The organism is Ruegeria sp. AG6 (genome assembly GCF_056541565.1).
Genome location: NZ_JBQFYQ010000001.1, coordinates 287,517 through 308,568, shown reverse-complemented (window position 1 = coordinate 308,568; position 21,052 = coordinate 287,517). Strand labels below are relative to the sequence as shown.

Annotated in this window: 16 protein-coding genes; 4 read left to right on the top strand and 12 right to left on the bottom strand. The window is 59.5% G+C overall.

Annotation, left to right across the window (positions count from 1 at the left end; all coding sequences use genetic code 11):
* The first annotated feature begins 10 nt into the window (after nucleotides 1-10).
* Both ilvC and ACR0I0_RS01515 read left to right on the top strand, forming a co-directional pair.
* On the top strand, nucleotides 11-1,033 hold the full coding sequence (gene ilvC, locus ACR0I0_RS01520; protein WP_171633271.1) for a ketol-acid reductoisomerase: 1,023 nt from the start codon (nucleotides 11-13) through the stop codon (nucleotides 1,031-1,033).
* Nucleotides 1,034-1,165: 132 nt separating this feature from the next.
* Nucleotides 1,166-2,068 (top strand): DMT family transporter, encoded by a 903-nt coding sequence (locus tag ACR0I0_RS01515; RefSeq protein ID WP_171633273.1) that lies wholly within the window; start codon nucleotides 1,166-1,168, stop codon nucleotides 2,066-2,068.
* Here ACR0I0_RS01515 and glmM read toward each other — a convergent pair.
* From glmM to ACR0I0_RS01470, 9 genes are all read right to left on the bottom strand, one after another.
* On the bottom strand, nucleotides 2,065-3,408 hold the full coding sequence (glmM, locus tag ACR0I0_RS01510; protein WP_171228515.1) for a phosphoglucosamine mutase: 1,344 nt from the start codon (nucleotides 3,406-3,408) through the stop codon (nucleotides 2,065-2,067). The two genes, ACR0I0_RS01515 and glmM, sit on opposite strands and share 4 nt — an antisense overlap.
* A gap of 33 nt (nucleotides 3,409-3,441) precedes the next feature.
* Nucleotides 3,442-4,440: a dihydropteroate synthase gene (folP, locus tag ACR0I0_RS01505; protein WP_171633276.1), complete on the bottom strand. Its 999-nt coding sequence runs from the start codon at nucleotides 4,438-4,440 to the stop codon at nucleotides 3,442-3,444.
* Nucleotides 4,437-5,357, bottom strand: coding sequence for a dihydroneopterin aldolase (locus ACR0I0_RS01500; protein WP_170346604.1), 921 nt, complete (start codon nucleotides 5,355-5,357; stop codon nucleotides 4,437-4,439). Before ACR0I0_RS01500 ends, folP begins: the two co-directional genes overlap by 4 nt.
* A gap of 101 nt (nucleotides 5,358-5,458) precedes the next feature.
* Nucleotides 5,459-6,832, bottom strand: coding sequence for a multicopper oxidase family protein (locus ACR0I0_RS01495; protein WP_480489912.1), 1,374 nt, complete (start codon nucleotides 6,830-6,832; stop codon nucleotides 5,459-5,461).
* Between the two features lie 73 nt (nucleotides 6,833-6,905).
* Nucleotides 6,906-7,547 carry a cell wall hydrolase gene (locus ACR0I0_RS01490; protein ID WP_171723483.1) on the bottom strand — a complete coding sequence of 214 codons (642 nt, stop codon included), beginning with the start codon at nucleotides 7,545-7,547 and terminating at the stop codon, nucleotides 6,906-6,908.
* Nucleotides 7,548-7,734: 187 nt separating this feature from the next.
* Nucleotides 7,735-10,275, bottom strand: coding sequence for a putative PEP-binding protein (locus ACR0I0_RS01485; RefSeq protein WP_171633281.1), 2,541 nt, complete (start codon nucleotides 10,273-10,275; stop codon nucleotides 7,735-7,737).
* 89 nt (nucleotides 10,276-10,364) lie between these two features.
* A complete protein-coding gene (gene glyS / locus ACR0I0_RS01480; protein ID WP_480489910.1) occupies nucleotides 10,365-12,599 on the bottom strand; it encodes a glycine--tRNA ligase subunit beta in 2,235 nt (744 codons plus the stop codon).
* A 9-nt stretch (nucleotides 12,600-12,608) separates the two neighbouring features.
* Complete coding sequence (gene gltS, locus ACR0I0_RS01475; protein WP_210092187.1) at nucleotides 12,609-13,817, bottom strand: sodium/glutamate symporter; 1,209 nt, start codon at nucleotides 13,815-13,817, stop codon at nucleotides 12,609-12,611.
* Nucleotides 13,818-13,825: 8 nt separating this feature from the next.
* Entirely contained in the window at nucleotides 13,826-14,347 is a 522-nt protein-coding gene (locus ACR0I0_RS01470) for a DUF6446 family protein (protein ID WP_209833427.1), read from the bottom strand.
* A 78-nt stretch (nucleotides 14,348-14,425) separates the two neighbouring features.
* Here ACR0I0_RS01470 and ACR0I0_RS01465 point away from each other — a divergent pair, with 78 nt between their 5' ends.
* The gene (locus ACR0I0_RS01465) at nucleotides 14,426-15,058 is read left to right on the top strand and encodes a MarC family protein (RefSeq protein ID WP_480489908.1); all 633 of its coding nucleotides are present in this window, start codon (nucleotides 14,426-14,428) and stop codon (nucleotides 15,056-15,058) included.
* An 8-nt stretch (nucleotides 15,059-15,066) separates the two neighbouring features.
* On the opposite strand, the gene ACR0I0_RS01460 is transcribed toward ACR0I0_RS01465, so the two are convergent.
* Nucleotides 15,067-15,996, bottom strand: coding sequence for a glycine--tRNA ligase subunit alpha (locus ACR0I0_RS01460; RefSeq protein WP_171633292.1), 930 nt, complete (start codon nucleotides 15,994-15,996; stop codon nucleotides 15,067-15,069).
* A 206-nt stretch (nucleotides 15,997-16,202) separates the two neighbouring features.
* Here ACR0I0_RS01460 and ACR0I0_RS01455 point away from each other — a divergent pair, with 206 nt between their 5' ends.
* Nucleotides 16,203-17,942: a serine protease gene (locus ACR0I0_RS01455; RefSeq protein ID WP_480489906.1), complete on the top strand. Its 1,740-nt coding sequence runs from the start codon at nucleotides 16,203-16,205 to the stop codon at nucleotides 17,940-17,942.
* A 52-nt stretch (nucleotides 17,943-17,994) separates the two neighbouring features.
* On the opposite strand, the gene ACR0I0_RS01450 is transcribed toward ACR0I0_RS01455, so the two are convergent.
* Together ACR0I0_RS01450 and ACR0I0_RS01445 are read right to left on the bottom strand one after the other, a co-directional pair.
* On the bottom strand, nucleotides 17,995-19,569 hold the full coding sequence (locus ACR0I0_RS01450; RefSeq protein WP_480489904.1) for a thiamine pyrophosphate-binding protein: 1,575 nt from the start codon (nucleotides 19,567-19,569) through the stop codon (nucleotides 17,995-17,997).
* Nucleotides 19,569-21,017 carry a TrkH family potassium uptake protein gene (locus ACR0I0_RS01445; RefSeq protein WP_171723490.1) on the bottom strand — a complete coding sequence of 483 codons (1,449 nt, stop codon included), beginning with the start codon at nucleotides 21,015-21,017 and terminating at the stop codon, nucleotides 19,569-19,571. The genes ACR0I0_RS01450 and ACR0I0_RS01445 overlap by 1 nt, the downstream gene beginning before the upstream one ends.
* Between the last annotated feature and the right edge of the window lie 35 nt (nucleotides 21,018-21,052).

Here is a 21,052-nt window from a genome sequence, read left to right as displayed (position 1 = left end):
GACCGGCGAAATGCGCGTCTATTACGATCGCGATTGCGATATCAACCTGATCAAAGACAAGAAAGTGGCTATCCTGGGCTATGGCTCGCAAGGTCACGCCCACGCGCTGAACCTGCGCGATTCAGGCGCAAAGAACCTGGTCATCGCCCTGCGCGAAGGCTCGCCCTCGGCCAAGAAAGCCGAAGCGGAAGGTCTGCAAGTGATGGGCATCGCCGAAGCGGCTGCCTGGTGTGACGTGATCATGTTCACCATGCCCGACGAGCTTCAGGCCGAGACCTACAAAAAATATGTCCACGACAACATCAAGCCGGGCGCGGCCATCGCCTTTGCCCACGGCCTGAACGTCCATTTCGGCCTGATCGAGCCGAAAGAAGGCGTCGACGTCATCATGATGGCCCCCAAGGGCCCCGGCCACACCGTGCGCGGCGAATACACCAAAGGCGGCGGCGTGCCCTGCCTGGTCGCTGTCCACAACGATGCAACCGGCAAGGCGCTGGAAATCGGCCTGTCCTACTGCTCGGCCATCGGTGGCGGGCGCTCGGGCATCATCGAAACCAACTTCCGTGAAGAATGTGAAACCGACCTGTTCGGCGAACAGGCCGTTCTGTGCGGTGGTCTGGTCGAACTGATCCGCTGCGGCTTTGAAACTCTGGTCGAAGCCGGTTACGCCCCTGAAATGGCGTATTTCGAGTGCCTGCACGAAGTGAAGCTGATCGTTGACCTGATCTATGAAGGCGGCATCGCCAACATGGATTATTCGATCTCGAACACCGCCGAATACGGCCAGTACGTCACCGGGCCGCGTATCCTGAAATACGACGAAACCAAAGCGCGCATGAAAGCGGTTCTGGACGACATCCAGCAGGGTAAATTCGTTCGTGACTTCATGCTGGAAAACGCCGTTGGCCAGCCGACCATCAAAGCGGCGCGCCGTGCCAATGACGAGCATATGATCGAAGAAACCGGCGCCAAGCTGCGCGGCATGATGCCGTGGATTTCGGCCGGGAAGATGGTTGACAAAGAAAAGAACTAAGTAGGGCGGAAGCCTTTCATAGGGCGGCCCGCGTGGCCGCCTTTTTCGTTAGAACAAAGGTCCGGCAAGGCACATAAACAGCCGGTCAGGTTAAATTTTTTGGCGCACCCGCGCGTTCCGACAGGACAATCAATGGTTCAACAGCCGACAAGACAGGACTGGAGCGGCGTCTTCACGCTGGGCCTGATCTGGGGCGCGACCTTCATGGTCGTTGCCATGGCGCTTGAAGGGTATGGCCCAATCACCGTTGCCACCTCACGAACCACGCTGGGCGCTGTTACCCTGTTGCTGATGATGAGGGCGACCGGTCGCAAGCTGCCGGTTCTGACGCCGGCGCTGAGTGTTTCGATTGTCCTTATTGGCGTGCTGTCCACTGCCGTGCCATTCATGTTGCTGAGCTGGGGGCAGCAATTTGTGCCATCTGCCTTTGCGGGGCTGTCCATGGCTGCTATCCCGCTGATGGTGCTGCCGCTTGCGCATTTCTTCTCGGATGAACCACTGAACCTGCGCCGATTTATGGGGGTGTGCCTTGGCTTTTCCGGGGCCCTGGTTTTGATCGGACCCGGCCTTGCACAATTGGGCCAGGGGGCAGAACCCGTCGCACAACTGGCCTGCATCACGGCAGCGTTGTGTTATGCAAGTTCATCCGTGCTGACGCGACGCTGTCCGCCGGTTGACCCTTTGGTACTGGCTGCTCTGACGCTGGTTGTCGGGGCCGTGCTTCTTCTGCCCATAATGCTGGTCACCGAGGGGCTGCCGACCTGGCAAGGCCCACGCCCGACAATCGCCCTGATCGTTCTGGGATTGCTGCCAACCGCGTTTGCCACCCTTTTGCGCGTTTCGATCACCCGCAGCGCCGGGTCGGTTTTCCTGACATTGGTGAATTACCAGGTGCCGATCTGGTCGATGGTGTTCGGCGCATGGATCCTGTCCGAGGCCCTGCCCCTGCGCTTTTACATCGCTTTGGCGCTGATCCTGACCGGCATGGCCATCAGCCAGTGGTTCAGCCTGCGAAAGGTATTGTTCGGGCACTAGCTTGTGGCGGCTTCGACCTCTGCCACGATGCTGTCGACAACTTGGGTCAGCAACCCATCGTCTTCGCATTCAGCCATCACGCGGATCAGAGGCTCGGTCCCGGATTTGCGGATCAACAAACGGCCCTGCCCGTTCAGCCGCGCCTCGGCATCGGCGATGGCCGCCTGAACACTTTGAACCTCCAACGGTGTTTGATCGCTGGAATAGCGCACATTCTTCAGCAACTGCGGAACGGTTTCGAACTGCTTGGACAGATCAGATGCCTTGCGCCCCGACAAAACCATTTCCGCCAGGAAATGCAGCCCAGCCATCAACCCATCACCGGTTGTGGCATAATCGCTCATCACGATATGGCCGGACTGTTCCCCACCAAGGTTGAACCCACCTTCACGCATCCGTTCGACCACGTAGCGATCACCGACGGCCGTTCGCTCCAGACGCAAACCCTGCGCTGTCAGATGGCGTTCCAAGCCCAGGTTGGACATGACGGTCGCGACCAGGGCGTCGCCTTTCAACTGGCCCGATTTCTTCCATGCCGTCGCCAGCAAAGCCATAAGCTGATCGCCGTCAGCCACCTGGCCGGTTTCGTCGACCACAACCACCCTGTCCGCGTCGCCGTCCAGACAAATGCCCACGTCGGCGCCATGCGCGACAACGGTTTCTGCGGCCAGTTGCGGCTTGGTCGATCCGCAGTTGAGATTGATATTCTTACCGTTGGGCGCGATTCCCACGGGGATCACTTCTGCGCCCAGCTCCCACAGAACTTCTGGCGCGGTGCGGTGGGCTGCGCCGTTCGCACAATCGATCACCACCTTCAAACCATCCAGACTGACGTTCCGCGGCAACGACGACTTCACACGTTCGCCATAGCGAAACCGTGCGTCATCAACCCGGCGCGCCCGGCCGATATTCTGCGCCTGGGCGGGTCTGACGCCTTCGTCGATCAGCCTTTCGATCTCGACCTCGGCCTGATCGGACAGTTTATAGCCGTCCGGCCCAAAGAACTTGATTCCGTTGTCTTCGGCAGGGTTGTGGCTGGCCGAGATCATGACGCCCAGATCAGCCCTCATGGACCGCGTCATAAGGCCAACGGCGGGCGTCGGAACGGGCCCCAGCAGCAGCACGTTCATTCCAGTGGATGTCAAACCGGCCGTCAGCGCGTTTTCCAGCATATAGCCGGACAAACGCGTATCCTTGCCGATGACAACCCGGTGCACCCCTGTCGCGTCGCGTCGGAAATACCGCCCTACAGCGGCCCCGATGCGCAACGCCATCTCTGCCGTCATCGGATGCGTGTTGGCGGTGCCCCGCACCCCGTCGGTTCCGAACAGCTTGCGCATAGGTGTTACTCCGTGATTTGCCGTGCGACCGGATTACCGGACAGCAGCCCATAGGCGCAAGGCCTGAGAGGTCTCGGCCACGTCATGAACGCGGATGATCTGCACGCCCTGAGACAATCCGGCCAGAGCCACCGCGATTGATCCCGGCGCGCGGGCAGTCTTGCAAGGCTCTTTTCCGATGGCGCCAATAAAGCCCTTGCGCGACACGCCCAACAGGATCGGGCAGCCCAAGCCGTGGAACAGGCTGAGATTTCGCAGAAGGATCAGGTTGTGATCCTCGGTCTTCCCAAACCCGATCCCGGGATCCACAACGACCTGATCGCGGCTCAGGCCAAGACGTTCCAGCAACGCAATCTGGCCTTCGAGAAAATCGTAAACATCCAGCAATACATTGTCGTATTGCGGATTGATCTGCATCGTCGCCGGATCACCCTGCATGTGCATGACACAGACAGGCACTCTCTGCGCGGCACAGAACGGTGCCAATGCCGGATCGAAGGTGAAGCCCGAGACATCGTTGACCAACCCTGCCCCGGCCGCGCAGGCAGCCTTGGCGACATCGACCTTTCGTGTATCGATGGAAATCAAAGCGCCTGTTTCCGACCGGATCGCTTCGATCAACGGGCGGGTTCGCGCGATCTCTTCCCCGGCCGGGACAAAATCCGCCCCCGGACGGGTGGACTCTCCGCCGATATCCAGAATCGTGGCACCATGCGCCACCATATTCACCGCAGCCACGCGAGCAGCATCTACCGAGCTGTGAACACCGCCATCCGAGAAACTGTCCGGCGTGGCATTCAGAATCCCCATGATATGAGGCACCTGCATATCAAGGCCCGCCACGTCAGCCCGCGGTTGGATCAAACGGCTCAGGTAATCTGACGGAACGTCCGAGGCCGCGACGATTTCGGGTTCTGACCCGCGCCGCAGGGCCTCGGCATGAGTGAACCAAAGGGGTTGGCCCGCCAGCGGCACAGCGCCTGCCGGACGGGTCGCTCCATGCTGAACCAGTGGTCTGAAATAGGTTCTCACAGCTGGGCCTGATCCACCGCAACAGCGCGCAAGGGCGTTTTGGGTTCCGTCGGCAATGCGCCGCCGATCACCATCATTTCGCTCGCTTCAAAGGTCGCCGCGAACCATGCAGCCAGCGCCACGGCATCCGACGGGGCGGCAGACGGGCCGTCAACGGCGTCCAATACGATCTTGGATGGGGCCCAGACACAGATCTGGCCGTTCTTCATCGCCCAATCCAATTCGGTCCGCGTTGAGACCACCACACAGCGATGGTCCCGTGCCGCCAGAACCCAGGCATTCTGTTCAATTGCCAACAGGTCAATTCGGCGTTGCGTCATCGCATGACCCGTTTGCGGAGCGGCCAGTTCGGACGCCCCGACACACAGGATCAGCGGGCGCTGACGGTTCTCCAACTGATCGATCCAACCCTTCAGGTTTTCCGAGGCGATGGCGTCATTCGACAGGAAGACAAGGCGGGGATGCGGGCGTTCTTCTTCGGCCACCTCATGATGGACCGAGTCTTTTCCACGCACGATCTCAACCCCCAACGCACCCGGGCCTCGATCCAGTTTTTCGATGCGAACAAAGACCCTTACAGCCTGAGGTTCAAGCAGGATGCGTTCCGCAACGCGTTCGGCCAATGTCTCAAGCAGGTTCAGGCGCTCGGCCGCCAGCTCATAGGCGATGGATTCCGTTACGCGGTCATATGACAGGATGCGGTCCACATCATCATCAATCGGGTCTGTCAGAGGCCGGACTTCGACCACGATGTTGAAACAGATCCGCTGGGTTGTTCCCCGCTCGGCCTGGAAGGCACCGATTTCGACTTCGACGATATGGTCGCGCAAAGAGATACGATCCAACGGCCCCCGAGGAGACGTCGCTTCGGACCGTTCGGACGGGTGTGCGAATGCCAAGCGGATTTCAGAACTCATGGGTCAGGCCTTTTCGGGCTCGTTGCATAGTTTGCCTACTATAGGCGTCGCGAGGGCCTATAGCATTCAAACAAGCGCCATTCCAACCGCCGAATGCGGCGTCACGAGACCCGAAACCAGCTCATCATCCCGGAAGCAGCATGCCCAAGCATATGACAATGCAGCAACCAGTTCCCGGGATTGTCCGCGATCAATGCGATTTGGCGAGTCTGTCCCCGCCCGACCAGAACGGTATCACGCCAAGGGCCCAGAGAGCCATCGTCCATGATCAGCCGGAAGTGATGCCCGTGCAGATGCATTGCGTGCGGAAATGCGGTTTCATTTACGAACTCGATCCTGTGCAAACTGCCGACGGCCGTATCCAGAAACGGATCTTCGGGGCGCTCGGCGTAACCGTTCAGCGCCCAGAATTTGCCCAACTGCGCCAGTTCGCGGCCTGACAGTTCCGTTCCACCCAGCCGGCCGCTTTCCAGCCACCGCATTGCGCCACCTTGCAGAACCATCTGGTGCGCTCTGGCACGTTGAAAATTCCCGATCTCAGGCAGAGGGTTAGGCGGCAATGCTGACACGCCCTGCCTGTGCGCCCCGGCAGCGTTTCCACCAACCTCGAACCGCGCCAGCCCAAAGGAACCATCTCTTTCGACGCTGACCAGGCTTGCCGTTTCGCCCTCGGTGACGACATCCACAATCAGATCCGCGCGCTGCGCAGGTGCCAGCGGGAAAGAGCCCGACAGCCGCAGCGGTGTGTCCAAGGGCATTCCATCCAAGGCGACGATCCACCCTGAAAGACCATCAAGATCCAGGTCAAATATCCGGGCATTTGAGGCGTTGACCAATCGCAGTCGCAGACGCTCGTTTCTGCGTACCGCAAACGCGGGATCGAATGATCCGTTGACGGTCAGGATGTTCCCAATCCGACCTGCATGGCTTAGATCATGGCCATTGTCGAAATCATCCGTGATCTGGGCGGTTTCCGGATCAAGCCGCCAGTCGTCCAGCATCAGCACCCGATCCTGATCCACATCGGGGGCCACGGTTTCTTCGACGATCAGCGGCCCATAAAGCCCGCGCGCAACCTGTTCAATCGACTGGTTATGCGCATGGTACCAATAGGTCCCTGCATCGGGAACGACGAAGGAGTAATCAAAGCTTGCGCCCGCTTCCACCGCGTCCTGCGTCAGGCCGGGCACGCCGTCCATGGCGTTTTCGATGCGAATGCCGTGCCAATGGACCGACGTGGCTTGCGGGAGCTGGTTCATCAGGGTGCGCTGGATGCGGTCGCCCTGCCTGACGCGCAGTTCAACGCCGGGAACAGACCCGTCATATGTCCAGACTACCGTTTCAGGATAACTTGCTGGCGCGATCGGGTATTTGGCTACACGCGCATTAAGCGGTGCAAAACCCGCGCTGGCCACACGCGGCATCAGAAATGCTGCGGCGGCGGATTGCAAAAGATGTCTGCGGTTCAAAATCATTGCGGGCCTCCTGGCCCGCAATATAGGATGCAACCTGCCCCACGCCAGCAAGCTTCCAGCGCGGGTGCGTCAATCAGTTGCTCGCTGTCCGATAGTTGTGGCGGTAGAAAATGTGCACGCCGATTTTCGCCGTCTGTTTATAGACCCGCGACCAGGACGGGCGAACCGATGTCGTGTGATAGTGCGTCGCCCCTTCGGTCAACTCATCCGCCACACCATCAATGGCTGCCCGCGCGACTTTTGCCACACGCTCATACGCCGTTTTCTCGTGGATGACCTCTTTGCGGCCATCACAGGTGTATGTAAATTGGCACTGGTATTTCTTGCCGGTCCCCTGATGGATCACCCCGCACAGGGAATCCGGGAAACGGCTGCTTTTGACCCGGTTCAGGATCACCTCGGCAACCGCGAACTGGCCGCGCACGCTTTCGCCGCGCGCCTCGAAATACAGGGCTTCGGACAGGCATTTCCAGTTTTCACCACCGGAGGCCTTTGGTTGCTGGTCAAGCCAGTCTTTGGAGAAGGACACTTCGACAGGTTCAGCCGCCTTGCGGGGCTGGAACAGCTTGAAATAGTCCCGGAAGCTTTGCGCCGGCAGCTCACTGCGGGCGACAAGTTCTTTCTTTGCAGTATCAATTGCTTCCCTCTCGGCGAAGGACGCACTCGGCAGCACGGTTGCCGCCATTGTAGCAACAGCCATTATGTAACGTAGCATCAGATAACCTCGCACAGGCACATCACGCGCCATACCCTCCCCCGGCGGGCGCGACGAGGCATCTAACGCAATCCTGCGCAAAGGTCCAGTATCCTGAAAAAAGCAAGTGGAAAACTGCCCGTGGCGAAAATAATTTTCGCCTACGAGTGACCGAATAACCCACTAATCCTTGGGGTTCAGCGCGGTGTCAACCCCCAAGTCTGGAGGAAATCGCCAGTTGAGCGGCAGCCAGCCGAGCGACCGGAACCCGGAACGGCGAACACGAAACATAGTCAAACCCCAAATCCCTGCAAATGGCGATTGATTCGGGGTTCCCGCCGTGTTCGCCACAGACCGAAAGGGTCACATTCGGTTTCGCGGCACGCCCTCGTTCCGCCCCGAGTTTCAGCAATTCCCCGACCCCATCCGGATCAAGAACGTGGAACGGATCTTCGCCAAAGACTCCCTGCCGAACATAGGCGGACATGAAACGACCGGCATCGTCGCGGGACAGGCCGTAGGTCATCTGTGTCAGGTCGTTTGTACCAAAACTCATGAAGGCGGTCTGCGGCGCGATTTCTTCCGCGCGCAGACAGGCGCGTGGTGTTTCGACCATGACGCCCAGCCGATATTCGAACTTCTGTCCCCGTTCAGATTCAACGGCGGCGGCGACCGAATCGATGCGGGATTTGACCAGTTCAACCTCGCGCTTGGCAGATACCAGCGGGATCATCACTTCGGGCACCACCGGGGCACCGTTTTTTCTGGCCTCCAGCGTGGCTTCGAAAATCGCGCGCGCCTGCATGTCGTAGATCTCGGGCACGGTGACACCCAGACGAACGCCGCGCAGACCCAGCATTGGGTTGTATTCGGTCATCGCCTCAACCCGGCGTTCAACGTCGGACACAGGAAGGTCCAGCGCCTCCGCCAGTTCCCGTTGCCCGGTGCGCGTTGTCGGCAGAAATTCATGCAAGGGTGGATCGAACAGGCGGATGCAGACAGGCTGGCCTTCCATGATCCTGAACAGCTGAACAAAATCCTCGCGCTGCATCGGAAGCAGGCGTTCCAGCACCGCCGCCCTGCCCGCCGAGGTTTGCGCAAAGATCATTTCACGCATCACGATCAGACGGCCGGGATCAAAGAACATATGTTCTGTCCGGCACAGACCGATCCCCTGAGCCTGAAAGTTCCGGGCTGTCTGCGCGTCAGCCGGTGTGTCGGCGTTGGCGCGGATGTCGATGTCACGCTCGGCATCGGCCCAGCCCATCAGCGTCTGGAAACAGTCATCCAATGCGGCCTCGAGCATGGCGGGTTGACCAGCCAGCACCTGACCCGAGCTGCCATCAATGGTGACAATATCGCCGGTTTTGAACACCCGCCCATCCGGTGCGGTCAGCATCTTGTCTTTCGTCTGAAACCGCATTTCCGAGGCCCCGACGATACAGGGCAGGCCCAATCCGCGCCCGATCACGGCCGCGTGGCTGGTCATGCCGCCCTTTTCCGTCAGAACTGCAACGGCGGCATGCATCCCGCGCACATCCTCGGGCGAGGTTTCCCGGCGCACCAGAACACACGCCTCGCCACGGGCGGCACTGGCCTGCGCTTCGGCCGAGGTGAACACGATCTTGCCGGTCGAGGCACCGGGGCTGGCACCAATGGCGGTGGTCAGCACATCGCGGCGCGCATCGGGGTGGACCTGACGGTGCAGTAATTCGTTCAGCGCGTGCGGGTCGACACGCATCACCGCCTCTTGCGGCGGTATGATACCGTCTTCGGCAAGACGTACGGCAATGCGCATGGCCGCGCGGGCCGATCGCTGCACCCGGACGCCATCCAGAATATGCACTTTGCCGTTTTGAATGACGAACTCGACCTGCATTTCTTCACGCAGTTTTTCGCGCATCAGGACGGCATGCGTTTTGACGTCGGCAAAGGCTTTGGGCGCAACCTCTTCCAGCGAGGGGCCGCGCGGGTCTTTTTCAAGAAACAGGGCTGCCACATCTTTGCCTAGCGCGTCGCGCCCCTGGCTCTGGCTTAGGTAGCGACCGGTGATCTGTGGCATTCCTGTTGTGGAATCAACCAGTTGAAGCACGCCTGATCCGCATTCACCCTGCCCGACGCCCGGGATCATCTCTTGAATGACAAGCCCAAGACCCGCATCTGCCGGGGCACCCTTGGCCTGCCGCAGCAGCCGGGCGGATGTCCCGTCCCATGCACGTGCCATCGAGCGCAGAACGCCGATCAGCTGTTCACCCCGGTCCTGCGGGAAGGCTTCATCCGTTTCATCTTCGTAGGCGCGCAGGGAATGGCGCAAGCCTTCGCTGCCATCCATGTCGATGTCATCAAACACATCCGCGTCCAGCCGCGCCACGTGGATCGCATAGCTTTGAACGAACCTGAGATACAGCGCAGCAGCGGCCTCTGCCCCCATGGTGTCGGACAGGTCCACATAGCGGGCATCATTCATGCCAATGTTCAGAACCGCACCGGGCCCGCCCCAATCGGGATCTTCAGAACTTGGTCGGACGCACAGCAAGGTCGTGGGGTCGAATTGCTCAAGGATCGCGTCAAGGTTCGGAACGTCGCCTTCCGCAATCTGATGGACCGCATCAAACGACAAGGCGACGGTCCGGGGCACCGGCAGGTCCAGTCGGACCAGCCGTTGCAGACACTTGGCCCGCCCGCCATGGGTATGGGCCGTGACCGGTGCATCGGATGTAATGAGCGTGGTATGCGGATTATTCTGCACTGCAGCACCTTTTGATTTGCCTGCAGCATAAGCGCTTGCGCCCTTCGTGCAAGGGCGTTGTGGGCACGCATCGCTGCGTGCCCGAGGTTTTAACCTTCAATCCGCGACAGATCGGCCACGCTGGAACAAACCTGCCTGATCTGACTGAGCAGGTTCAGCCGGTTGCGGCGGATCACGTCATTGTCGGTGTTGACCTGCACGTCCTCAAAAAACGCATCCACCGGCCCGCGCAGCCCCGCCATGGCCGCCATTGCAGTTGGAAAGTCTTCGGATTTCAGGGCCACGTCGATTTGCGTCTGCGCACCATCCAAAGCCATGAAAAGCGCCTTCTCGCTGTCGGTCTCGGCGAATTTCACATCCGCACCGTAAGAGTATTCCACGCCGTCCTTTTCCTCGGCCTGGGTCAGGATGTTGTTGGCCCGCTTGAACCCCTGCACAAGGTTTTCCCCATCCTCGGTCGCGATCACGGCATTCAACGCGCGGGCACGTTTGGCCAGCAGGTTGAGGTCGTCATTCCCCTCCATCGCGATGCACGCATCGATGATGTCGTGGCGGATGCCCTCGTCACGCAGAAAGACTTTGAGGCGGTCGTGGAAGAAGGACAAAAGGTCATCGGACGTATCGGGTACCTTCCGTTCAAGACGCAGAAAGTCCGTCATTTGTTGCGTCCCGGCCTTGTCGCCCGCAAGCTTCTCCTTCACCGTATGGAACGCCGCTCCGAAAACACCGTGGTCGGCAATCTCATCCAACAGCTCTGCGACATGCCCGTCGTGCAAGGCTTCGTTGGAAGCCGCTTCGGCCCGAACGAGTTGCGCGTCGAAGAAACGATCCAGCTTCAGCCGCAGATCATTGTTCAGGATCAACCGGATCACCCCCAATGCCGCGCGACGCAGCGCGAACGGGTCCTTCGACCCGGTGGGCTTTTCGTCGATCGCCCAGAACCCTGCCAGAGTATCAAGTTTGTCCGCAAGCGCCACAGCGACCGACAGGGGTGCCGCAGGCACATCATCCGACGGCCCCAGCGGCGAGTAATGTTCCTGCGCAACAGCAGCCACCGCGGCATCCTCGCCGGCGGCTTCGATGTAATACCGCCCCATGAGCCCCTGAAGTTCGGGGAATTCATAGACCATCTCTGAACTCAGATCGGCCTTGGCCAGACGCGCGGCTTTCTCGGCCTGATCCGGGTCGGCGCCCGTCACCAGAGCCAGTTCGCGGGCCAGCGCGGCGATGCGCTCGATACGTTGGGCCTGAGTGCCCAGTTTGTTGTGGAAGGTCACGTTCTCCAGCGCGCGGGTCCATTGGGCGATGTCCGATTTGGCAACGCGCAGGTCGTTCTCCCAGAAGAATTTCGCATCTGCCAGACGCGCCGACAGCACCTTCTGGTTGCCCGCCAGAATGGTCGCGCCATTGTCGGCGGTTTCGCGGTTGGCGACGGTGATGAAACGCTCGATCCGACCGGTCTTGTGGTTTTTTACGGAAAAGAACTTCTGATGCTCTTTCATCGAGGTCTGCAACACCTCGGGCGGCAATTCGAGGAATTCCTCGTCGATTTTCCCCATCAACACCACAGGCCATTCCACCAGCCCGGCAACCTCGGCCAACAGTCCCTTGTCTTCGACGATTTCCAGACCGGCGGCAAAAGCCATGTTCTGTGCATCATTCCAGATGTGTTCGGCACGTTCATCCTGTGACAGCAAAACGAATGCGCGTTTCAGCTTGGCGGCATAGTCCTCGAAAGACGTAACCGAGAACCGGTTGGGGGCCATGAAACGATGACCGGCTGTGGTGTCACCGGAACGGATGCCATCGACCTGCATCGGAACAACCTGCGCCCCTGATTCATCCGACAGGATGCACAGAATCGAATGCAACGGGCGCACCCACCGCAGACTGCCGCTGCCCCAACGCATGGATTTGGGCCATGGGAAGTTGCGAATGGTGGCTTCCAGCACTTCGGCAATGATCTCGGCGGCCGGACGGCCCGGTTTCTCGATGGTGGCGAAGTAAACGGCGCCCTTGGGGGTCTCGCGCTCTTCCAGTTGGTCGCGGGTCAGGCCAGCACCCCGCAGAAATCCTTCAATCGCCTTGTCCGGCGCGCCGACCTTGGGCCCTTTGCGCTCTTCCCGGATTGTCGGGCTTTGCGCCAGCAGACCTTCCACCGCCAATGTCAGACGGCGGGGTGTCGTCAGTGCGGCCGCGTTTGAATAGGTCAAACCGGCCTCGACCAGACCATCGGTAATCCGCTTTTTCAGATCCTCACCGGCACGGGTTTGCATCCGCGCAGGAATTTCTTCGGAAAACAGTTCGATCAGCAGGTCGGGCATAGTCGGTCCTTAGAAGTTCACAATCGTCTGAATGACGATGGCATTGGCGATATCCACAAAGAAGGCGGATACAAGGGGCAACACGATAAAGGCAATAGGCGACGGCCCATATCGCTTGGTTACAGCCGTCATATTTGCAATCGCCGTGGGTGTGGCGCCCAGGGCAAAGCCTCCGAAGCCCGCTGCCAGCACCGCTCCGCGATAATTCGAGCCCATCAGGGGAAACAGTACCCAAATCACGAAGGCAACCGTAAACACCGTTTGCGCCGTCATGATCACGGCAATTGCCACACCTAGTTCCGCGATGGTCCACAACTGCAAGCTCATCAGTGACATTGCCAGAAAGGCCCCAAGCGCAAATTCAGACAGCAATGCCAGCGACGGTGTCCGTGCAACCGGCGGCGCGGACGGAGCGATGGCCGCCCGGACATTCGAAATCACGATGCCCATGATCAGACAGGGCACAAACAGCGGCAGTTTAAGCCCAGCGGCCGAAATCGCCTCGCCCAGCGCATAGCCCAGAATAATCGCAAGGTTCAGATGCAGCAGCACGCGCATGATGGTCATATGGTCAATTTCGGTGGCTGCGGTCGTTTCTTCCGGCAGTCCAACGGTATGTTCTTCGTCAGGTCGGTCCGGCGACAGGCCTCGTGTTTCCACCAGAAGACGGGCGATGGGGCCCCCGACCAGCGCTGCAAGCACCAGTCCGAGCGTCGCCACGGCAACGCCAAGTTCAGTTGCACCGTCCAGACCCGTAGCGCTGGCAACTTCGGGTGCCCATGCAATTGCGGTTCCGTGTCCACCAATCAACGCGGCCGAACCGAACAGAACGCCTGCTTGCGCCGGATAGCCAAACAAGGAAGCCCCTGCCGCGCCGATAACGTTCTGCGCAACAATCGTGACAAGCGTCAAAATCAACAGGATCAATAAAGGCTTACCACCGGCAATCAAGTCAGAAAGCCGCGCGTTCAGTCCGATTCCGGCAAAGAACAAAACCAGCAGAGCGTCCCGGGTCTGCAACTCGAATGACAGCTCTACATTGGCGCCAAGATACAGAAACAAGACCACGAGCGAGGCCAAAAGGCCGCCCGTGACCGGTTCAGGAATATTGAACTGCCTCAGAACTGCGACTTTGCTGTTGATCCGGGCACCCAACAAATACACCGCAAACCCCAGAGTTGCAGTAATGAAGTCCGGGATCAAAACGGCGTCAGCCATGGTTTTCCTCAGTTTTCAGGGCGCGTCGGGCACTCCTCACCCACCACCGTACCGTCATAGGCTTTTTCACCGCAGTTGTTCAACGCGTGCCAGACATATCCCTTGCCATCCCTGGTAATCGCCACGATCCGGTCGACGCCGAAATGGATGTTCTTTTCGCTCAAAAACGCCTGTGCCTGCCCCGATTTCAGCGCATCGCCCAACGACACGGCGTCGAAACAGTCAAACCAACCCGGCGCGGTCAAGGGTTCGGGGTTTTCGACAGCAATAAACCCGGCCATCTGATCCGGTTTCAGATCCGTTTCAAAACAGCCACGGTAGCGGATCGGAGAACTGTCTGCATCAATCGCCTGAAAGTCTGAATAGGTGATCGGGACAGGCGCATCGCTTTGGTCCGTCATCAGGACCACGTCCTGGCCGGGTTGCGGTTCGACCTCGTAGTAGAAACCGTAAATCTGCAAATAATACATTCCGGCCCCGGCCACCAAGGCCGACAACAACAGAACAATTGCCAGCAGTTTTCCCGTCATGTTTCAGGCTGCCTCTTTCAAGTTCTTGTAAAATAGGACAGGTTTCGTCCGGGTACAGGCATCAATGAGGTCAACACCATGGAATCCACGCTTGCTGTCGGTTTTTTCGGCGCATTGTTTGCCATCATGAACCCGGTTTCCAACCTGCCGGTGTTTCTGAGCGTCACTCAGGATCTGCCTGCCGCCGACCAGCGCAAGATTGCGGTGAAGACGGTGATCTATTGCCTGATCCTCGGCGGTGCCTTTGCGCTGGTCGGAAGTCAGGCGCTTAGCCTTTTTGGCATCAGCGTCAATCACCTGCGCGTCGCCGGCGGCTTGGTCGTCATGATGATCGGTCTCAACATGCTGAACGGAAACGAAAGCACCTCTCATCACGGAACAAAAGGAGAGAAGGAAGCTTACCCCGAAACCGATACGGTGGCCTTTTACCCGCTGGCCTTTCCCATTCTTGTGGGCCCCGGCACGATAACCACCCTGATCTTGTACGCACATCAGGTTAAAACTGCGGTCGAGGCCTTTGTTTTTGCAGGCGTATTTCTCGTTGTGGTCGGCCTGCTTCTGATCACGTTCTGGAACGCCGCCTGGCTGGCTGAACGCCTGTCCAGCAACGCGCGCGTGATCATGAGCCGCTTCATGGGTATGATCCTTGCCGCCATTGCCGTCAGCATGATCGCAGACGGGCTCAAGGCGCTTTTGCCCGGGCTGGCCTGATTGCCTCATCAGGCCTGAAACCCGGCGGCCTCGGTCTGCACAAACGCATCCGCACATTGTTTGGCCAACGCCCGGACGCGCCCGATATAGGCCTGCCGTTCAGTCACCGAGATCACGCCGCGCGCGTCCAGCAGGTTGAAGATGTGACTGGCCTTGATGCATTGATCATAGGCAGGGTGCGCCATGATGATGCGTTTGCCCGTCTTCGGGTCCACATGCGCCTGGCTCAGAATCGCCGCGCACTCGGTCTCGGCCTCTTCGAAGTGGCGCAGCAGAACTTCGGTGTTGGCCACGTCAAAGTTCCAGCGGGCGTACTCCTCTTCGGTCTGCTTGAAGATATCGCCGTAAGTCAAAGGACTGGGCGACTGGGGGTCATTGAACGGCATGTCCATCACGTGATCGATGCCGAGCACATACATGGCCAGACGCTCCAGCCCATAGGTCAGCTCGCCTGATACCGGCGCGCAGTCATGGCCGCCAACCTGTTGGAAATAGGTGAACTGGCTGACTTCCATTCCGTCACACCAGACTTCCCAACCCAGACCCCACGCGCCGAGCGTCGGGCTTTCCCAGTCATCTTCGACAAAACGGATGTCGTGCAGGTCCATGTCGATGCCAATCGCCTCGAGGCTTCCCAGATACAACTCCTGCAAATCCGGTGGGCTGGGTTTGATCAGCACCTGGTACTGATAGTAGTGCTGCAACCGGTTCGGGTTCTCGCCATAACGCCCATCTGTCGGGCGGCGTGACGGCTGAACGTAAGCCGCAGCCCAGGCTTTCGAGCCAAGCGCGCGCAGGGTGGTCGCGGGATGGAACGTTCCGGCCCCGACTTCCATGTCATAGGGCTGTAGAATGGCACAGCCTTTAGACGCCCAATAGGTCTGAAGCCGCAGGATGATCTCCTGAAATGAACGCGGTGCGCTGGTCGGTTCGGTCATGGCATTCCCTCTGGGCGCCTTTGCGCCCGGTTCCGGTCGGTTTTGCCCTTCCTATGCAAGGGGCAAAGGGGCGTCAACGGGGCTTGGGGCCAAGCCTGTATCTGCAGAGCCACACCGTAAATTCCCCGCATTCGCGGCATGGCGTTTCGCAAATGAATTCGCGTATTCTGCGCCAAAGCACGAACACTGCATAAGACGGGCAGACTATGACACGCGTATTTTCAGCAATCCTATTGTTTCTTCTGGTCGGCCTGCGCGCCGCAACCGCACAACAAGATCCCGGCGTCTGGGTCCAGGTCGAGGCCCAGCCCTCGCTGCGCGAAGCGCAGGAACGGGCACAGGCCTATGCCGGTGCTTTGCCGGATGTGAACGGGTTTCGCCTGAACAGTGGCTGGTACGCGATCGTGATCGGCCCCTACGCGCGGACCGACGCCGAACAGGTGCTGCGCGTCTATCGGGCCGAAGGCCAGATACCGCGCGACAGTTACATCGCGTTTTCCAGCGCGATGGGGCAACAGTTCTGGCCCATCGGGGCAAACGTGCTGAACCGTGGCACCGTCGCGGCACCGATTGAACCTGTGGCACAACCGGAAGAGGCTCCGGCGGTTACCACACCACTGGATTCGGATGAAACCCGTGCGCAGGCGCTTCAGTCCGAACGTCTGTTGACCGCGCGGGAACGCAAGGATCTGCAAACGGCTCTGCGCGCGGCGGGGTTTTACAACTCGACCATCGATGGTGCGTTCGGGCAAGGCACCCGCCGTTCGATGAGCGATTGGCAGCGCTACAACGGGTTTGACGCCACGGGCGTTCTGACGACGTTGCAGCGCAAGGTCCTGATGGATGAATACAACGCGCCGCTGATCTCTGTCGGAATGGAGCGGTATTCCAACGACAAGGCTGGGATTGTGCTCGACATGCCTCTGGCCGCTGTCAGCCTTGATCGCTATGAGGCCCCCTTCGTACATTTCAAAAGCACCTCTGACCTGAACGCCAATGCGCTGCTGATCAGCCAGGAGGGGGACAAGAACACGCTCCGCGCGCTCTACGAAGTGATGCAATCGCTAGAGATCGTTCCACTGAATGGCCCTCGTGAACTGGGCCGCGACCGGTTTACCCTTGAAGGACGCGGCAACGGCATAGTGTCCTTTACGCAAGCGCAATTGGCCGATGGAAAAATCAAGGGCTTCACCCTTGTCTGGCCCGAAGGAGACGAGGCACGTCGCCTGCGTGTCCTGTCAGCGATGACATCCAGCTTCAGCACGACGGATGCGGTTCTGGATGCCGCCGCCGGTGCATCCGCAGAACAGCGCATCGATCTGGTGTCGGGCCTTCAGGTCCGTAAGCCCCGACTGACGCGCTCTGGCTTTTTCGCGGATGAGAATGGGACAGTACTGACGGTTTCCGAGGCCGCAGACAGCTGCACGCGGATCACGCTGGATGGCGATCACGAGGTTCAACTGACCCTCACGGACCCTGAACTTGGCGTGGCGGTCCTGCGCCCTGCAAAAACGCTCGCCCCCATGAGCGTCGCCGCGTTCAGTGCGGCCAAGCCGCAGATCAAGTCTGAGGTGGCAGTGTCCGGCTATTCCTATCAGGGCGCATTGGGTGGCCCCACCCTGACCTACGGGCAGGTCGCGGACATTCGTGGGCTGAACGGTGAGACCGGCGTCAAGCGTCTGGCGCTGAACGCCCAACCCGGCGATGCGGGTGGCCCCGTCTTCAATGACAGCGGTAACGTCGTCGGAATGTTGTTGCCCACACCGTCCGAAGGGCGCACCCTGCCCGCTTCGGTCAGCCTTGCGGCCACCGTTGATCGGTTGACCGAAATTCTTGCAGAGGCCGGAGTGTCCGGTCAGTCGAGCGAAGAAACCACACGGATCTCACCCAATGAGCTGAACCGGCGCGCAACCGGCATGACGGTTCTGGTTCACTGCTGGGATTGATCCGACAGCACCTCAAAAAAAAAGCGCCGCATGAAAGTGCGGCGCTTTTTCGTTACAGAATGTCAGGTGTCACGTGGATCAAGGTCGGCACAGGCGCATCGAATGCGGCCCTTACTGCACTTTGCATCTCTGCTACATTCGAAGGCGCCGAGGAGCGCGCACCAAAGGCTTCGGCAAGTTTGCAGAAATCGGGATTGTGCGCCATGACCGCGTTGGGCGCGATCTGGCTGCGCACCATACTGTCCTCGATTTCCTTCAGTTTGCCATTGTCCCATAAAATGATTGGAAGCGACAATCCCAACTCAACTGCCACGCCCAGTTCCTGCATCGTGTAATGGAACCCGTAATCCCCGGCGATAACCGCCGTGGGTTTGCCGCGCCGGGCAACCGCCCCGCCAATACCGGCGGGCAACCCATAGCCAAGAGTGCCAAACCCCGTCGGATGATGCCAGTGATGAGGATAGGCCATGTCCCACACCTCTTTGGCGACATAGGCAAACTGCGTCATGTCCGAATAGATCATGGTGTCGGCCGGCATGGCCGCGCGCAAAGCGTCCGCGATCGGCACGATTCCGGGCCGCTCTGCATCCACCTCGGCACGCCAGCGGGCGCGCATCTCGGCGACTTCCTCGGGTGACCAGCCTGTTGCCGGTTTCATGTCCTGAGTTGCGTGCCACAAGGCGCGGGCAAAGCTCTGGCTGTCGACTTGCAGCTTGATGGCGGCGCGATGGCAATCGGAAAGAACCTCGGGGTCGAGGTCGACGCGTATCAAGGTCGCCTTGTGCCCCAAATCCTGCCGCCACAAATCGACCTCGCCCAGCTCGGCCCCGACCGCAACGACCAGATCCGCCGACGCGATTACCTCGGCGCTGCCGGGACGCGGCAACATGGACCCGAAGTCCAGCGGATAATTTGCTCCCGGCAGCCCGCGCCCGGCATAGGTGGTAAAACAGGCCGCCCCCAGCTGTGACAAAATCTGACGCCAATCATTCGACCTGCATCCGCCACCCAGGATGAACAGCGGCCTGCGGGCAAGGTTCAACATGGACACGACCGATGACACGTCAGGCGGCAAGGCTTTGGTGCGCAGCGCGGGCTGGTTGGGGAACGGCGCGGGGTCGGCCTCGGCCTGCAACTGCGCGATGGGCACCTGAATGTGCTTGGGGCGCGGGCGCGAAAGCTCGAATTCTTCAAACGCCCGTTCTATCAGCCCATAGGCAGCTTCGGCGGAGTTGGCCTGTACGGACCAATCCGCAACCGTACCGGCGGCGGCACCTTGATCTTTCATCTGGTGCAACTGACCCCGGACAGCCTGCGTTTCATCCAGGCATGAGGACAGAATCAGCGTCGGAACCGAGTCGCTGTAGGCCTGTCCGATCGGGGTCATGATGTTGCACAGGCCGGGACCGGTGATCACATAGGCGACGCCGGGCTGCCCGGTCGCGCGCGCGTAACCGTCAGCCATGAATCCGGCCCCCTGTTCGTGCCGGGCCAGAACATGCGTGATCCCGGCCTCTTCGATACCGCGATACATTTCCTGATTATGGACACCGGGAATGCCGAATATCACATCCACACCGCGATCCTTGAGCATATGCGAGATTTGCGCGCCAAGGGGTCTTTTCATCAGCCTCTCCAGAATTGAACGGTAAAGATCGCATATACGGCCAAAAGTTCGAGCCGCCCGGCCAGCATCCCGAAAGTCAGCAGCCACTTGGCCGTATCGTTGAGACCTGCGAAATTGCCCGCCGGTCCGATCTGATCGCCGAGTCCCGGTCCGACATTGGCCAGCGCCGTCGCGGCCCCGGATACGGACGTGACGAAATCCAGACCTGTCAGCGCCAACGCCCAGGACAACACCCCCATCGACAAAACGAAGAACATGAAAAAGCTCATCACCGATGTCAGAACGTCCCGCCCGACCGGCCTTCCATCATAGAGCGGCATGAACACGCCATGCGGGGACCGGATCCGTTTGATCTGGCTTTTGATCGAGGCGAACAACAACTGATAGCGGAAAATCTTGATCGAACACGCCGTCGACCCCGCACATCCACCGATCAATCCGATCAGGAAAAACAACATGATAGGAAAGCTGCCCCACCCCATGTAATCGACACTGGCATATCCTGTCCCCGAGATGATCGAAGTGATGTTGAACAATGACTCGCGGAACGCCTGTTCCCAGTGATGCGGAAAGACCGAGGTCAGAAAGACTGACATGATGACAACCAGAACCAGAATGGTCGCCAGAAATGCCCGGATTTGACTGTCTTTCCATAACGACGCCGTATGACCATTGGCCAATTGGACATATCGCACAAACGGCAGAGCCGCCAGAATCATGAAGACGGATGCAGCATATTCGGCCGGGCCTGAAAATGTTCCAAACGAGGCATCATAGTTCGAGAAACCACCCGTGGACACCGTCGTGAAAGCATGCACCAACGCGTCAAAAAAACTCATCCCCAATGCGGCATAGACCAGCACGCATACGAGTGTCAGGAAGACGTAGATCAGGGAAATCTGTCCCGCAATCTCCTGCGCGCGAGGCAGGATTTTCCCCATGGTCTCAAACCCTTCCGATCGGAAGATTTGCATGCCACCAACCCGCAATTCCGGCAGGAACACCATCGCAACAACGATAATGCCGATGCCCCCCAGCCATTGCAGGATACCACGCCACAACAAAAGCCCCTGCGGCAGCGTGTCCAACCCTGATATCACAGTCGAACCGGTCGTCGTAAGGCCCGACATCGCCTCGAAATAGGCATCGACAAAGCGCAGTTCGGTTTCACCGAACAGAAACGGGATTGCACCAAACACCGGCAGCGCGACCCAAACGCCGGTTGTCAGCAAAAAGGTCTGCCGGATGGTCAGACCCTCGCCCACGCCGTTGGAACAGCTCATCGCAAGAACGGATCCGGTCAGCATCGTGATTATCGCGCTTTCCAGAAATACATTCCATTCGCCGCGACCTTCGATAATGTCCGCGAGCATAGGCAGCAGCATGGTCGCCCCAAGAATGGCGACCAGCAAGCCAATCACATATCCGACCGGGCGAAGATCCATCATGACGCGCAGCGTTGGCGCGCCAACCCGACCGTGTC

Coding starts and splice junctions, on each gene's coding strand:
- ilvC (WP_171633271.1), top strand. CDS start 11: ATGCGCGTCTATTACGATCGCGATTGCGATATCAACCTGATCAAAGAC.
- ACR0I0_RS01515 (WP_171633273.1), top strand. CDS start 1,166: ATGGTTCAACAGCCGACAAGACAGGACTGGAGCGGCGTCTTCACGCTG.
- glmM (WP_171228515.1), bottom strand. CDS start 3,408: ATGCGCAAGCTGTTCGGAACCGACGGGGTGCGGGGCACCGCCAACACG.
- ACR0I0_RS01500 (WP_170346604.1), bottom strand. CDS start 5,357: ATGAGTTCTGAAATCCGCTTGGCATTCGCACACCCGTCCGAACGGTCC.
- ACR0I0_RS01495 (WP_480489912.1), bottom strand. CDS start 6,832: ATGATTTTGAACCGCAGACATCTTTTGCAATCCGCCGCCGCAGCATTT.
- ACR0I0_RS01490 (WP_171723483.1), bottom strand. CDS start 7,547: ATGCTACGTTACATAATGGCTGTTGCTACAATGGCGGCAACCGTGCTG.
- glyS (WP_480489910.1), bottom strand. CDS start 12,599: ATGCCCGACCTGCTGATCGAACTGTTTTCCGAAGAAATTCCTGCGCGG.
- gltS (WP_210092187.1), bottom strand. CDS start 13,817: ATGGCTGACGCCGTTTTGATCCCGGACTTCATTACTGCAACTCTGGGG.
- ACR0I0_RS01470 (WP_209833427.1), bottom strand. CDS start 14,347: ATGACGGGAAAACTGCTGGCAATTGTTCTGTTGTTGTCGGCCTTGGTG.
- ACR0I0_RS01465 (WP_480489908.1), top strand. CDS start 14,426: ATGGAATCCACGCTTGCTGTCGGTTTTTTCGGCGCATTGTTTGCCATC.
- ACR0I0_RS01460 (WP_171633292.1), bottom strand. CDS start 15,996: ATGACCGAACCGACCAGCGCACCGCGTTCATTTCAGGAGATCATCCTG.
- ACR0I0_RS01455 (WP_480489906.1), top strand. CDS start 16,203: ATGACACGCGTATTTTCAGCAATCCTATTGTTTCTTCTGGTCGGCCTG.
- ACR0I0_RS01450 (WP_480489904.1), bottom strand. CDS start 19,569: ATGAAAAGACCCCTTGGCGCGCAAATCTCGCATATGCTCAAGGATCGC.
- ACR0I0_RS01445 (WP_171723490.1), bottom strand. CDS start 21,017: ATGATGGATCTTCGCCCGGTCGGATATGTGATTGGCTTGCTGGTCGCC.